The sequence below is a fragment of the Kribbella rubisoli genome, assembly GCF_004217145.1.
GTDB classification, from domain to species: Bacteria; Actinomycetota; Actinomycetes; order Propionibacteriales; family Kribbellaceae; genus Kribbella; species Kribbella rubisoli.
In genome coordinates, this window is the sequence record NZ_SHKR01000015.1 from 387,878 (window position 1) to 400,828 (window position 12,951).

Sequence of the window (12,951 nt, forward strand, 5' to 3'; positions counted from 1 at the left end):
TGCAGTCACAGCACGGTCGAGGTGAGGATCGTCCGGCCGCGCTCGGTGAAGGCGGCGGGTGCTTCGGCCAGCGGGCGGACGGTGGTGACGAGCGGGACCAGGCGGCCCTCCCGGAGGCGGATGGCGAGTTGCGCCAGTTGTCCGCGGTCGGGTTCGACGACGAAGAAGACGGCTCGGCCGCCGCGGGGGTGGATCGTCGGCGGATCGGGGACGGTGATGAGGGTTCCGCCGGCGCGGACCAGGGCGGTGGAGCGGTCGCGGATCTCGCCGCCGATGACGTCGAAGACCACGTCGACCTCGCCGGCGTCTTCGAGGCGCTCACTGCCGAGGTCGAGGAACTCGTGGACGCCCAGCTCGGCGGCCGCGGCGCGATCGGCGGCCCGGCCGGTGCCGATGATGTGGGCTCCTGTCTCACGAGCGAGCTGCGCGACGACAGATCCGACGGCGCCGGCGACTCCGTGGACGAGGATGGATTGGCCCGGCTGCAGGTGTGCGTGGTCGAACAGCCCTTGCGAAGCGGTCAGCCCGGAGATCGGCAGCGCGGCTGCTGCGACGTGGTCGACGTCTTCGGGCAGCGGGGCGAGGTTGCGCGCCTCGACGGCGACGTACTCGGCGAGGGTGCCGTTGCGGGTCCAGTCGGCCAGCCCGAAGACCCGCTGGCCGACCGTGAGCCCGGTCGTGCCGTAGCCGAGCTCGGCGACCACGCCGGACAGTTCGTGGCCGGGGACCGTCGGGGTGCGATCGCGTCCGGCGCGGTCGGTCCACGTCCCCGGCCAGTCCAGCTCGCCGCGGGTGAAACCGGCCGCGTGGACCTGCACGATGACGTCGTTCTCGGCGGCGTGCGGGTACGGCAGCTCGGTCAGCGACAGTCCGCCGACGCCGGCCGCTCGGTCTGTGGCTGTGATGGCACGCATGACGGTCCTCTCGGCTGGGTGATCAGTGGCCCACGTTCATGATGTCGGATTGGACCAACGATGGGGGCCTTTTCCGCCATACCGTCGAATCATGATGAGTACGAAGGACCTCGCGATTCCGGCCACAGCTGCCTCGTCGGCGGCGTTGGAGGTGGCCACCAGCTACCTGTCCACCGCCTTGCTCAGCCACTCACGACGCGTCTACCTCTGGGCGGCCGCGTACGGCGAGCAGCACGGCATCCAGTACGACGCCGAGCTGTTGTTCGCGGCCGCGATGTTCCACGACATCACGCTGGCGCCGGAGTTCGACAGCCACACCGTCTCGTTCGAGGTGGCCAGCGGGCATGTCGCCCGGGTCTTCGCGGCCGGGGCCGGCTGGCCGGTCGAGCGCCGCGAACGCCTCGGCGAGGTGATCGTCCGGCACATGGCGCCCGACGTGGACGTGACCGCCGATCCGGAAGGTCATCTGATCGGTCGGGCGGCCGCACTGGACATCGTCGGCAAAGGTATCGACGACTTCAGTCCCGCGTTCCGCGCCGAAGTACTGCGGGACTTCCCGAGGCTCGGGCTTTCTTCCGAGTTCCTCGCGTGCTTCCAGGCGCAGGCCGAGCGGAAGGTCGACAGCTCGGCCGCGCGTGCGATCCGGACCGGCCTCGCCGACCGCATCGCCGCCAACCCGCTCGACGTCTGACAACCAAGCACTGGAAGATTCATGGACGATCGTCAAGGTCGCGAAGGAGGCGGAACGCCTCGGTTACAACGCCTTGTGGACGTTCGAACGCCTGCTCCTCGGTGAGGTAATCGAAGCAGCCAGCCAGCTCGGCGCAGTCACCCCTTGAGTTCCGGGTTCGGCAGGAGGAAGTAGCCGAGGAGCATTCCGAGGAGGCAGGGGAGGCCGTGGTTGTCGCTGATGGCGGTGTCGACCACTGCCAGGACCGGTACGGCGAAGGCGGCGATGCGCAGCTGTAGCGGCGGGGTGACGCCGTACTTGATGGGAGCCATCAGGATCAGGATGGCCAGGCCGCCGATCAGGCCGGCGACGCACATCGAGTTGCCGGCGCCGACCGGGTTGAGCCACAGGTAGCTCATGAGCTGGCCGAACCAGCCGCAGACGAAGTACAGGATCGCCCAGCGCCACCGGCCGAACACGCGCTCGGCGACAGCCCCGAAGATCGCCAGCAGGATCAGGTTCGAGACCAGGCCGGACGTCCAGCCGTCCTGGAAGAACATGCCCGTGACCAGCCGGTACCACTGGCCGTTGTCGATGTGCGTGGGGTCGCGTACGACGGCGTCGTACAGCGGGCGGTGAGCCAGTTGCGCGATCCCGCACCCGAGTGTCACGAGGAACACAGCCGCGGTCAGCAGGGGTCGGCGTGGTCCGAAAGCGAGCGCTGCGAGCGGATTACGAGGGGCGGTTTCAGTGGTCACACCAGGAACTTAACGTTTCGCGCCCGCCGAACCTGAGTCGTTTGTCACCGTCCATTCGGTCATTTGTCACGACGGCGCTCTTGGTCCACCGGTTACGGTGTTTGGGTCGCGGGTACGGGGGTCAGGGTGTTTGTTGCGAAGCGGTACAGATTGGGTTCCTCTCTCGGCCGAGGCGGCATGGGAGAGGTTTTTCGCGGTACGGATGAGCAGTTGCGGCGCGAGGTCGCCGTCAAGTTGCTGCTGCGGTCCGACCGCGATCCGCGAGCCGCCGAACGGTTCCACCGCGAGGCGCGCGCCGCCGCGCGCCTGAACGACAGCCACGTCGTCGCCGTGTACGACTTCGGTCAGCACGACGACGGGTTCTTCCTCGTGATGGAGCTGGTCGAGGGCGGGTCGGTCGCCGACGAGCTCACCGAGCACGGGCCGCTGTCGAAGGACCGGGCGATCGAGATCGTCGAGCAGAGCGCCGCCGGACTGGCTGCGGCGCATCGGGAAGACGTCGTCCATCGGGATGTGAAGCCGAGCAACCTGCTGATCTCGACCGACGGGACGATCAAGGTCGCCGACTTCGGCATCGCCCACCTTCCGGGTGAGGGTGCGAGCACGCTGACGGGGACCGGCCAGATCATCGGCAGCGCGCAGTACCTCGCGCCCGAGCGAGCGCAGGGCGGGCAGGCTGGCAAGCCGGCCGATGTCTACGCGCTGGGGTGTGTGCTCTACCAACTGGTCACCGGCCGGCCGGTGTTCACCGGGGAACATCCGACCGCGATCCTCTACCAGCACGTCGACGCCGAGCCGGTCCCGCCGAGCCTCGAGCGGCCCGAGCTCGCCGGGGCGTTCGAGCAGGTCCTGCTCCAGATGCTCGCGAAGGACCCGGCCGACCGGCCGACCGCCGCCGAGATCGAGGCCGGCGCCTTGAGCGCCACCACGCCGGTCGCGGCCACTGCCCCTCTCCCCGTTACCGCCGTCCCGGTCACCGAGCCCGTGGTCACCCGCCCGGCGACGTCGCAGGCACAGCGTGATCGACGGATGACGCTGATAGCCGGCGCGATCGCCCTGGTGGCGACAGCCGGCGCCGTACTGGCCGTGGTCCTGCTCAACGACAACGGGACGAAACCCCCGGCGACCGACCTCGGTCCACAACCGGGCGCAACCAGCAGTACGCCGACGTCGCAGCCGACCACGCCGTCAACCACGACTGCCCCGACCCGGTCCGAGCCGACCCAGCCGAGCCAGTCGACCCCGTCCCAAACCCCCTCGCAATCACCGACCCCCACGCCGAGCGCGACTCCGACCAGCACCCCCTCGACCAGCCCGACGCCGTCGAACACGCCGTCGAGCAGCCCGACTCCGAGCACCCGCAGTACGCCGTCGACCTCGCCATCACCCACGCCCTCCAACACGCCTTCCAGCACACCCCCGACAACCACTCCTACGCCAACCGCGCAAGGCAACCCCCTCGCACCGAACTAGCTCCGCGAGAGGATGTGCGGGTGCCCGACTTCAACCTTGCTCAGGTGAATGTGGCAAAGGCCCGACGCCGAGAGCCTTCACCTTGCGCCGCCGCTTTGCCCCTGCCGATTAGAGCCGTACGACGTACTTGCCCGCGCCTCGCCCCTCGGCCAGGGCCTGCTGTGCATCCGCTGCAGCAGCGAGGCCGTCGATCGTGGTGAATTCGAGCGTGAGCTCTCCTTCGGCGACGAGCTCGAGCACCTCGCGCAACGCGGCACCGATGAGCTCGGGTGCATGGACGGACATGGCGCTCATGCTGAAGCCGCCGATCGACGCGTTGCCCGCGAACAAACGTCCCGGCTGCGGCAGGTCGCTCAGCGGCGCGCCGCCCGCGTTGCCGAACAGCACGACTCGACCGCCCGCGGCGAGCAGGTCGAGGTCGGCATCGACCTGCTCCGTTCCCTGAGAATCGAGGATCACGTCGACGCCGCGTCCACCCGTCAGGTCGCGGACGCGTTCGGTCAGATCAGCTCCGCGGGTGAGTACGACGTCGTACCCGCTCTTCTCCGCGGCCGCCACGCGGGTCGGGCTGCCGACGATTCCGATCAGCGTCTTCGCGCCGCCGCGTCGCGCCAAGGCTGCGACCGCCTGTCCGACGCCGCCCGCGGCCGACTGCATCAGAAGAGTCTCGCCGGCTCGCAGACGTCCGGATTGCCGGACCAGCAGCGCCGCGGTGGTGAAGGTGCCCGGGGCAACAGCCGCCTGTTCGAACGACACACCATCGGGGATCGGCACCACCAGCTCGGCACGAACCCGGACCACGTCGGCCAGCCCGCCCGACCGCGTGAACGCGGCGACCGGCGTACCCACCGCAGGTCCCGCGACACCGGCGCCGAGCTCTCTCACCGTCCCGGCCGCCTCCAACCCCGGCACGAACGGCCAACTGGAGGCGTACGCCGGATCCCCCCGGCGCGCCATCACATCGATGAAGTTGATCCCGGCGGCCTTCACCTCGATGGTCACCTCACCCGGCCCCGGCGCCGGTACGTCGACCTCCGCGACGCGCGTGGAGCCGGTGTCGGGGGCGGGCTGGTCGAAGGTCAGGGCACGCATGCGGCGATCCTTTCGATGTTCGTCGAACGTCGAACACTGATGCTACACACTACTTCCACCCGCTGCGCGAGGCTACGCTCGGGAGGTGGGGCAGAAGGTTGGGTACTGCGTGGCGCCGGATGCGGTGCGGCTGGCTTATGCGGTGCATGGTGACGGTCCGCCGATCGTGAGGGTGCTCACCTGGATGACCCACTTGGAGTTCGAGTGGGAAAGCCCGGTGTGGCGGCATTGGCTTGATGCTCTCGGGGATGGTCACACACTCGTCCGGTACGACGAACGCGGCTGCGGGCTGTCGGATCATGAGGTCGACGAGATCTCGCTCGATGCCTGGGTCGCCGATCTCGAGACCGTGGTCGACGCCGCGGGGGTCGACCGGTTCGCGCTGCTCGGGATCTCGACCGGAGCGGCCGTCGCGGTCGCGTACGCGGCGCGTCATCCCGAGCGGCTCACCCATCTGATCCTGTACGGCGGCTACGCCCGTGGCCGGAACCTTCGCGGCGCGGAGGAGCGCAAACTCCAGGAGGCGTTGGTCGCCGCGATCGCTGCCGGGTGGACCAACCCCGACCCCACGTTCCGCCACCTGTTCACCATGCTTTTCCTCCCGGCCGGCACCCCCGAGCAGATGGGCTGGTACGACGACCTGCAGCGTCACTCGACCTCGGCGGCGACCGCGGTCCGCCTGTACAACGCGCGTGGTCCGCTCAACGTGGTCGAGCTCGCGGCGCAGGTGCGGACGAAGACGCTCGTCGTACATGCAGCCGGTGACCGAGTCGTGCCACTGGACGAGGGGCGCTTGCTCGCCACCTTGGTACCCGACGCGCGGCTGGTCGAGCTGGAGTCGGCGAACCACATCCTGCTGTCGGACGAACCCGCCTGGACCAAGTTCCTCACCGAGCTGCGCACCTTCCTGGGCACGAAGCAGGTGACCGTTCGGCCCGGGATCGACGAGCTCAGCGCGCGGGAGCTGGACGTCCTCGAGCTCGTCTCGGCGGGACTGACGAACGAGGAGATTGCCGAGCGGCTCAGCCTCAGCGTCCGCACCGTGGAACGTCATCTGACGAACCTGTACGCCAAGCTGCAGGTCTCCGGCAAGGCGGGACGCGCGGCCGCCGCAGCCAGGTACTCCGAGGCGCGGCGTCCCTGAGCGCAGCTGCGTGTTGACCGCCGTACCGCCTGCTCCGTAATGCGTGCTGGCTCCGATGCCCGCCACTCGTGCTGCCGCCTACCTTCGCGGGTATCAGGCAGTTCTTAGGAGGGGTTCGATGGAGCACATGGTCATTACCGACAAGGCAGTTCTCGCCGAGCCGACGGCGACGTACGACGTACGCGGCGGAGGAGGTGTCAGGCTGCATGCCGGGGAGTGGGGGAACCGGCAAGGACGTCCCATTCTCTTCATTCACGGATGGTCGGCCAGCCACGTCTGCTGGGCGCGCCAGCTGGCCGGCCTGCTCGCCGAGGAGTTTCGGCTGGTGGCGTTCGACAACCGGGGTCACGGCATGTCCGAGAAGCCGTTGGATCCGGACAGTTATCGCGACCCGCAGATGTGGGCGGACGACCTTGCCGCCGTCATCGATCAGTTGGGCCTCGACCGGCCGGTCCTGGTCGCCTGGTCGTACGGCGGGTTCATCGTGTCCGACTACATCCGCGCGTACGGCGAGGACCGGATCGGCGCCATCGACCTGGTCGGGGCCGCGGTGATGATGAAGCCGCCGACGTTCGACAACATCGGTCCCGGCTTCCTGGGGAACGCACCGGAGGCGAGCCAGCCCGACCTGGCCACGAACATCACCGCCATCCGGCGCTTCCTCGACGTGTGCACCGCTGAGCCGCTCGACCCGGACGACTGGAGCGCGGCCCTGGCCTGGAACATGGTCGTTCCACCCGAGGTACGGGGAGCGTTGATCTCACGCGAGATCGACGGCGACGACGTACTGGCGAGGCTTTCGGTGCCCGTGCTGGTGACCCACGGCCGTTCGGACACCATCGTGCTGCCCTCGATGGCCGAACACGTCCTCGACGTCTGCAAGACCGCGAGGCCGTCCTGGTACGACGGCGTCGGCCACGTCCCGTTCGTCGAGGACCAGCCCCGGTTCGACCGCGAGCTCGCCGACCTCGCGGCAGAGCTCGTCTAGTGCCGTATCAACGAACGGTGGGGTCGTAGCGCGCTCCAGGCCCAGTGACGGCGACGGCGTTTGCGTCGGCGTGGCCGTGATCGGTCAGACCGGTGGATATCCGGTGTCGTTGTGTCTTCTCTGCTGGTGTGCGAGCAGAGAAGGCACAACTCGCGGGGTTATCGGCTCGTGTTGTCGCAGCCGGGGAGAATGGGTTGCAACCACAACGTTTCTTGCGGCAGCGTTAGGACGATTATCACGCTAATGATTAGTGGGATGCGCTAGCCTGGACGGGACGACGTCTGATGGAGGTCCCGTTGAGTGACTTCGGCGATATCGACCCGCTGGAGCTCGAGAACCAGGTGTGCTTCGCGCTGGCCGTGGCCTCGCGGAGTGTGATCGCGGTGTATCGGCCGCTGCTCGAGCCGATGGGGCTGACCCACCCGCAGTACTTGGTGATGCTCGCGCTGTGGCAGCATGCGCCGCTGTCGGTCAAGGAGCTGAGCAAGCTGCTGCAGTTGGAGCCTGCGACCTTGTCTCCGTTGCTCAAGCGCCTCGAGGCGAGCGGGTACGTCGAGCGCCCGCGGGCACGCACGGATGAGCGATCGCTCGCGGTCACGCTGACGCCGGCGGGCTGGCGGCTGCGCAACGAGGCCGAGAAGATCCCGGCGGCGATCGTGAGCCGGCTGGGTATGGAGGTGTCCGAACTGCAGCACCTCCATCAGGAGCTGACCCGGGTGATCGCGGCCGCGAAAGAGGCCAACGCCACATAGTTTGTGCACTAATCGTTCGTGTACTATGGAAGGCGTGAGAGGCGCTCGAGTGAGTGCCTCAGGATGTAGGAGCTCGTCGTGCGCCGCAGAACACCGAAACCCATGAAGATCGAGACCGTCCAGCGTTGGGTCGCCTCGGTCATCCTCTTCCACGTCGGCAGCGTCCCGGCGATCACGCTGGCCGTCTACAGCATCGGTGTCGCGGAGAAGGAGTACGGACGAGGCGTCGGCCTGTGGGTGATGTCCGGCGTCATCGGAGTCCTCACCGCCGCCGGCATCCTCGCCATCTTCCAGCGCTCCCTGAAATCCCTCTGGCTCGTCGTCGGCCTCCTCCCGACAGTCGTCACCGGCTTCTACGTCCTCTGAGACCCCCCGCGACCCTTGTCGTGGTTCAGGGGGAGTGGTTTGCTGAGTGTGGGGGATGTGGTGCCGAGGTGCGAGGTGCCCGCGTGCGCCGCACGGGACGATGAGTGATGGATCGAGTACGCCGTACCTCGTGGTCGAGACGGGGTCGCACGAAGGGCGGCGGATCAACCTGACCGGTGCGCACCTGACGGTGGGCCGGTTGCCGAACTGCGACGTGCAGTTCGAGGACCCGTACGTGAGCCGGACGCATGCCGCGCTCTGGCAGCGGGCCGGTGCGGACTACGTCGAGGACCTGGGCTCGGCCGGCGGCACGTTCGTGAACGGGGAGGCAGTCACGGTGCCGCGCCGGTTGTATCCGGGCGACCGGGTGAGGCTGGCCGATCTTCAGCTTCGCTACAGCGCCGGCGAGGGGGCGCCTCAGGCCGCGGTCCGGTACGACGTCGGCGAGCAGCGGGCGCAGACGATCAACAACGTCGCGCGGGATCAGTACGTCCAGCACGTCATCCAGCAGCGGGAGAGCTTCTTCCGCGAGATCGCCGCGACCAGGACGAGGGCGCGAGGGCTGATCTGGATCGGCGTCGTCGTGTTCGTGGTCGGACTCGCGATCGCCGTGGTCGGTTGGTACCAGTACTTCGGCCAGATCGTGAACTTCTCGTCCGCCTCCATGCCCACGATGGACGACTTCAGCGGCTTCCTGGTCTTCGCCGTCGGCGGCCTGGTGAACCTGGTCGGCGTACTGCTGATCATCGCCGGGATCGTGCTGCACATCGTCGCCACCTCACGCCGCCGCCGGGTCGATCGGGACCTGCCGCCACCCCAGATGAGATGAAGCGCGATGACCTTCAACATCGGTAATCAGAACGCCGCCAACATCAACAACGTCGGCCGCGACCAGCACATCACCGGAGGCCAGACCGGCATCGTCGTGACGCCGGAGCAGGCCTGGCAAGCATTCGCTGACCTACGGGCCGGCGTCACGGCCGCGCAGCTCGACCCGGCAACGTCCGTCGCGGCGGACAAGGAACTAGGCGACGTCGAGTCCGGCCTCCGCCAGCCGAAGCCCGACCGCGCCCGAATCGCCCCGCGCCTCGAACGCCTGACCCGCCTCCTCCTCGCCGCAGGCTCACTAGCCTCAGCCGGCTCCGCCCTCGTCGCCCCCATCCGCATACTCGCCCACTTCCTCGGCACCCTCGGAGCCCCGATCCTCAGCCTCCTCCCGATCCTCACCTGACGTCCCGCGATTCACGAGCACGACAACTGTTTCTGGTTGGCATGTCCGGCTTGACATCGTGGGTGCGCGTGTTGCTATGGATCCATGACCGACACTCAGGCCCCGGGTGAGAAGAAGCGAGGTTGGCGGCCCTCACCCAAGCAGATCGCTGCTGCCGTCGTCATGGTGCTGGCACTGGTCTTCGCCCTGCAGAACCAGGACGAAACCAACATCACGCTCTTCTTCTGGAACATCAGGTCGCCCTTGTGGCTCTGCTTGCTCATCCTGCTGATCCTCGGTGTGGGCGCCGGCTGGCTGGTCCAGAAACGCCGCGACTGACGCTCAGCCCTTGGTGACGGCGTCGGTCAGTACGTCGATCGCAGACAGCCCGGCAGCCGTGGCGAGCTCGAGTCCATGCCGTTCGGCGATGCTCGCGGGGGAGTAGTAGCTGACCCGCGTGACTCCCGCGTCGTCCCAGATCACCACCTTCAACGGCAGATCCAGTGCGGCCAGCGGCGCAGCTGCCATCACCGGCGTACCCGCGGCCGGGTTGCCGAAGACGATGAGCACGGTGTCCCGCAATTTCAGTCCGACCGTCTGGGCCGCTTCCGCCTGATCGATCACGGCAAACACCATGACCCCCTTGCCATCCAGGATCCCCCGGAACCTCGCCACCACCTCACCCACCGACCCCACAGCCACCTTGCTCACCACGCCGTCCGACGCCGCTTCACTGTCCATAAACCCAACTGTTCCACAGCGCTCACCCGAGAAGCTGCTCAAGCCGCTCCCGGATCACGCCTTCTGCACCCTCGACATCCACCACCTTGTCGCGGCTCGTCGCACCACTCACGAGACTCACGGCCGACCGCCGTACGCCGAACGCCGCCGCAACCGCCACCAGCACCGCCTTGGTAGCCCGCCCTTCCACCGCCCGAGCCCCCACCGCCACCACCAGAGCCACCCCACCGTCACCTTCGTGTCGCCCACCAACCGCAGTCCGCGAAGCCCCCGGCTTGACCCGCAACAGCACTCTCATAACCGAGAGTCTGGCCTGCCGGGCCCAAACCAATCATCGCCGGGTCGTGACCCGCAGCCCAAAGGCAACGAACTTCGTGCCGGAGCGGCTGGACACGGGCCTGGTCTCGCGCAGAACCCAGGACCAAGCACGCCCTCTCGAGAGCAGACCGGTGCTACGGGCAACTGATCGCTCGATGGTGGACCGAGCGTCTGGAGGGACAGGTAGTGGGGGAACTCACGGCCGAGCACCAGCCCGAACGGCTGATACCACCCTCTAAGCAGCCGCGTCAGCTGAGGGCAGCGGGGGACTCGGCGTGGGGGATCAATAGTTGGGGGCTGCCTGAGCCGTCGGCGGGGACGGACCAAATGTCGGAGTCGGCGGTTCCGCGCGGGACGGCGTACCCAATGGTGTTGGGGTCCAGCCAGGCCGGCTGGTCGTCGACACTGCGGGTCTCGGCCAGTGGGGTGCGGGTACCTGTGGCTAGGTCGAGGACGGTCAGGCGCCAGCCCTTCGCTGGGTTGCCGTCGATGGCGGATTTGAAGGCGATGCGTTTGCCGTCGGGGGAGAGCGATGGGCATTCGACGTTCTCCGCGATGGTCCGCACCGACTTGGCAGCGATGTCGCCTTCGACCAGGTAGCGATGGCCGGCGGTGGACATCGTGGCGTAGAAGGTGTTGTCGTCGGCGGCGAAGGTGATTCCCCAGAAGTTGAGGTCGGGGGCTGTGTACGGGTGTCCGTCGAGGGTGACCGACAGGAACTCGAGCGAGTCGATCATGTCCTCACTGCTCAGGTCGATGAGCCCGGAGCGGGTGGAGAACCGCCCGTGGTTGTACGAATCGCCGGCGACGAACACCGTCCATGCCACCAGGCGGCCATCGCCGGAGACCCGGGTCCGGTTCGGTACGCCGACCAGCGGAATCGCCTTCTGCACGTTCAGGTTCTTGTCCAGGATGGCGATCTGGAACGTGGTCAGCGCACCGTCCTGCCGCAGGCACGTGCCGGTGCCGCCCGCTGCGTAGACCCGCAGACAGCTCAGGGCGGAGACCGATCGCGGCCCGCCCGGATCGTCCTTGGCGACGAGGGCCAGGTGACCCTTGCTGTCCGGTGCGGTACTGCGGAACATGATCCGCGCGCCGGTGAGGCTCAATGCATCGGCCGCTGCGACAGGAGTGCTGGGCTGGCGCGCTGCAGCGAGTACGCCGTACCCGATCCCGACTGTCGCGAGCACCAGTGCGCCGACCAGAGCGAGCACGATTCGCCGCGTCATGCCGGCTGCTCCGCTGGGATCCCGCGCAGCAGCAGGGCAACCGCGAGTACGGCGACTGCGACCAGCGCCGCGGCGATCCGGATGGCCGCGGCTGGTCCCCACGCCGTCCACGCCAGCCCGAACAACACCGAGGACACGAGGTACGACAACGCCTGACCGGTCTGGATCAGCGCGATCCCCGTCGTACGGACGCCGCTCGGCAGCACCGGCCCGGCCAGCGCGATCAGCACTCCGTCCGTCGATGCGTAGAACAGGCCGTACAGGGCCAGCACGACGACCAGCAGCGGCCAGCCGCCGAGCGGTCCGAACAGCAGCAGATACACCAGCATCAAGGCGACGTAGCCGCCGATCACGACCTTCTGCCGACCGACCTTGTCGGCGAGTACGCCGAGCGGCGCGGCCAGCACCAGATAGGACAGATTGGTGCCCACGGCAAGCAATGGGAACCAGCCGATGCCGAGTTCCTCGCGCCGCTGCAGCAGCAGGTAGACGAAGCCGTCGCCGATGGTCACCATGCCGGCGAGGCACGCGGCGAGCACCATCCGTCGCACCGGCGCGATCCGCAGCAGGCCGCGGAGCGCCGAGGGAGCCACAGTGCTTTTCGCGGGCTGTTCATCGCGGTGGTCCCGCACGAACAGGACCAGCACGAGTACGCCGAACGCCGCGATGCAGAAGCTCGCGACGAACACGGCGTCGTACGCCTGGGCGGTGCCGGCCAGGATGCCGAGCGCGACGAGCGGCCCGGCGAACGCTCCGATGGTGTCCATCATCCGATGTACGCCGAAGGCGCGGCCGTACAGCCGCGGCGGCGTCGACAGCGTGATCAAAGCGTCGCGCGGCGCCGTACGAAGGCCCTTGCCGGTTCGGTCGATCGCGATCACCGCGCCGATCGCACCGACTGCGTTGCCTGCGGCAAGTAATCCGAGTTTCGCCACGGCCGACAACCCGTAGCCGAGACCGGCGATGAACTTGCGCCGGCGAGCCCGGTCGGCGACGTACCCGCCGACGAGTCGCAACAGCGCCGTGGCGCCGGTGTAGGTGCCGTCGACCACGCCGTACACGGTGGGGCTCAGGTGCAGGCCGATCATCAGGTACACCGGCAGCACCGCGGTCACCATCTCCGACGAGATGTCGGTGATCAGGCTGACGGTGCCAAGCGCGAGAACGTTGCCGCTGACAAGGAACAGGGCACGCCGGCGCGACGTCTTCGCGGCGTGCGGACGGTCGATCGAGGACAGGTACACGAGCGGCTCACCTCCGAGGGCGGGACTCGCGGCCACGCCGGGGCATGGCCGC

General features: G+C 68.2%; 16 protein-coding genes. 9 read left to right on the forward strand and 7 right to left on the reverse strand.

The genetic code is table 11. The annotated features are described in order from the left end of the window. Positions 1–5: 5 nt before the first annotated feature. Complete coding sequence (locus EV645_RS31270; protein WP_130447643.1) at positions 6–914, reverse strand: NADP-dependent oxidoreductase; 909 nt, start codon at positions 912–914, stop codon at positions 6–8. Between the two features lie 91 nt (positions 915–1,005). On the opposite strand from EV645_RS31270, the gene EV645_RS31275 reads away from it, so the two are divergent. Continuing rightward, a complete protein-coding gene (locus EV645_RS31275) occupies positions 1,006–1,605 on the forward strand; it encodes an HD domain-containing protein (protein WP_198681965.1) in 600 nt (199 codons plus the stop codon). A 137-nt stretch (positions 1,606–1,742) separates the two neighbouring features. Here the strand turns inward: EV645_RS31275 and EV645_RS31280 are convergent, their stop codons facing one another. Then, the gene (locus EV645_RS31280; RefSeq protein ID WP_130447644.1) at positions 1,743–2,342 is read right to left on the reverse strand and encodes a rhomboid family intramembrane serine protease; all 600 of its coding nucleotides are present in this window, start codon (positions 2,340–2,342) and stop codon (positions 1,743–1,745) included. A 126-nt stretch (positions 2,343–2,468) separates the two neighbouring features. Between EV645_RS31280 and EV645_RS31285 the strand changes: the two genes are divergently transcribed. Beyond that, on the forward strand, positions 2,469–3,815 hold the full coding sequence (locus EV645_RS31285; protein ID WP_130447645.1) for a serine/threonine-protein kinase: 1,347 nt from the start codon (positions 2,469–2,471) through the stop codon (positions 3,813–3,815). Between the two features lie 108 nt (positions 3,816–3,923). On the opposite strand, the gene EV645_RS31290 is transcribed toward EV645_RS31285, so the two are convergent. Then, positions 3,924–4,907: a quinone oxidoreductase family protein gene (locus tag EV645_RS31290; RefSeq protein WP_130447646.1), complete on the reverse strand. Its 984-nt coding sequence runs from the start codon at positions 4,905–4,907 to the stop codon at positions 3,924–3,926. Positions 4,908–4,992: 85 nt separating this feature from the next. On the opposite strand from EV645_RS31290, the gene EV645_RS31295 reads away from it, so the two are divergent. The 7 genes from EV645_RS31295 (at position 4,993) to EV645_RS31325 (ending at position 9,706) form a co-directional block, all read left to right on the forward strand. Then, positions 4,993–6,051 carry an alpha/beta fold hydrolase gene (locus EV645_RS31295; protein WP_130447647.1) on the forward strand — a complete coding sequence of 353 codons (1,059 nt, stop codon included), beginning with the start codon at positions 4,993–4,995 and terminating at the stop codon, positions 6,049–6,051. Positions 6,052–6,169: 118 nt separating this feature from the next. Continuing rightward, positions 6,170–7,039: an alpha/beta fold hydrolase gene (locus EV645_RS31300; protein ID WP_157997191.1), complete on the forward strand. Its 870-nt coding sequence runs from the start codon at positions 6,170–6,172 to the stop codon at positions 7,037–7,039. 296 nt (positions 7,040–7,335) lie between these two features. Then, on the forward strand, positions 7,336–7,791 hold the full coding sequence (locus EV645_RS31305; RefSeq protein ID WP_130447649.1) for a MarR family winged helix-turn-helix transcriptional regulator: 456 nt from the start codon (positions 7,336–7,338) through the stop codon (positions 7,789–7,791). Positions 7,792–7,893: 102 nt separating this feature from the next. Next, positions 7,894–8,157 (forward strand): hypothetical protein, encoded by a 264-nt coding sequence (locus tag EV645_RS31310; RefSeq protein WP_130447650.1) that lies wholly within the window; start codon positions 7,894–7,896, stop codon positions 8,155–8,157. Between the two features lie 100 nt (positions 8,158–8,257). Next, the gene (locus EV645_RS31315) at positions 8,258–8,986 is read left to right on the forward strand and encodes an FHA domain-containing protein (RefSeq protein WP_157997192.1); all 729 of its coding nucleotides are present in this window, start codon (positions 8,258–8,260) and stop codon (positions 8,984–8,986) included. A gap of 6 nt (positions 8,987–8,992) precedes the next feature. Beyond that, positions 8,993–9,388, forward strand: coding sequence for a hypothetical protein (locus tag EV645_RS31320; protein WP_130447652.1), 396 nt, complete (start codon positions 8,993–8,995; stop codon positions 9,386–9,388). Between the two features lie 84 nt (positions 9,389–9,472). Then, on the forward strand, positions 9,473–9,706 hold the full coding sequence (locus tag EV645_RS31325; protein ID WP_130447653.1) for a lipopolysaccharide assembly protein LapA domain-containing protein: 234 nt from the start codon (positions 9,473–9,475) through the stop codon (positions 9,704–9,706). A 3-nt stretch (positions 9,707–9,709) separates the two neighbouring features. Here the strand turns inward: EV645_RS31325 and EV645_RS31330 are convergent, their stop codons facing one another. From EV645_RS31330 to EV645_RS31345, 4 genes are all read right to left on the reverse strand, one after another. Beyond that, positions 9,710–10,108, reverse strand: a complete 399-nt coding sequence (locus EV645_RS31330; protein WP_130447654.1) for a DUF302 domain-containing protein — start codon at positions 10,106–10,108, stop codon at positions 9,710–9,712. A gap of 22 nt (positions 10,109–10,130) precedes the next feature. Beyond that, the gene (locus tag EV645_RS31335; protein ID WP_130447655.1) at positions 10,131–10,406 is read right to left on the reverse strand and encodes a DUF167 domain-containing protein; all 276 of its coding nucleotides are present in this window, start codon (positions 10,404–10,406) and stop codon (positions 10,131–10,133) included. 268 nt (positions 10,407–10,674) lie between these two features. Next, positions 10,675–11,655 (reverse strand): TolB family protein, encoded by a 981-nt coding sequence (locus EV645_RS31340; RefSeq protein WP_130447656.1) that lies wholly within the window; start codon positions 11,653–11,655, stop codon positions 10,675–10,677. Continuing rightward, the gene (locus EV645_RS31345; protein ID WP_130447657.1) at positions 11,652–12,899 is read right to left on the reverse strand and encodes an MFS transporter; all 1,248 of its coding nucleotides are present in this window, start codon (positions 12,897–12,899) and stop codon (positions 11,652–11,654) included. The genes EV645_RS31340 and EV645_RS31345 overlap by 4 nt, the downstream gene beginning before the upstream one ends. Positions 12,900–12,951: the final 52 nt, after the last annotated feature.

What these genes read in the sequence shown, in the direction of transcription:
- EV645_RS31315 (WP_157997192.1), top strand. Translation starts at nt 8,258, where the DNA reads ATGAGTGATGGATCGAGTACGCCGTACCTCGTGGTCGAGACGGGGTCG.
- EV645_RS31275 (WP_198681965.1), top strand. Translation starts at nt 1,006, where the DNA reads ATGATGAGTACGAAGGACCTCGCGATTCCGGCCACAGCTGCCTCGTCG.
- EV645_RS31335 (WP_130447655.1), bottom strand. Translation starts at nt 10,406, where the DNA reads ATGAGAGTGCTGTTGCGGGTCAAGCCGGGGGCTTCGCGGACTGCGGTT.
- EV645_RS31310 (WP_130447650.1), top strand. Translation starts at nt 7,894, where the DNA reads ATGAAGATCGAGACCGTCCAGCGTTGGGTCGCCTCGGTCATCCTCTTC.
- EV645_RS31320 (WP_130447652.1), top strand. Translation starts at nt 8,993, where the DNA reads ATGACCTTCAACATCGGTAATCAGAACGCCGCCAACATCAACAACGTC.
- EV645_RS31325 (WP_130447653.1), top strand. Translation starts at nt 9,473, where the DNA reads ATGACCGACACTCAGGCCCCGGGTGAGAAGAAGCGAGGTTGGCGGCCC.
- EV645_RS31330 (WP_130447654.1), bottom strand. Translation starts at nt 10,108, where the DNA reads ATGGACAGTGAAGCGGCGTCGGACGGCGTGGTGAGCAAGGTGGCTGTG.
- EV645_RS31340 (WP_130447656.1), bottom strand. Translation starts at nt 11,655, where the DNA reads ATGACGCGGCGAATCGTGCTCGCTCTGGTCGGCGCACTGGTGCTCGCG.
- EV645_RS31270 (WP_130447643.1), bottom strand. Translation starts at nt 914, where the DNA reads ATGCGTGCCATCACAGCCACAGACCGAGCGGCCGGCGTCGGCGGACTG.
- EV645_RS31300 (WP_157997191.1), top strand. Translation starts at nt 6,170, where the DNA reads ATGGAGCACATGGTCATTACCGACAAGGCAGTTCTCGCCGAGCCGACG.
- EV645_RS31290 (WP_130447646.1), bottom strand. Translation starts at nt 4,907, where the DNA reads ATGCGTGCCCTGACCTTCGACCAGCCCGCCCCCGACACCGGCTCCACG.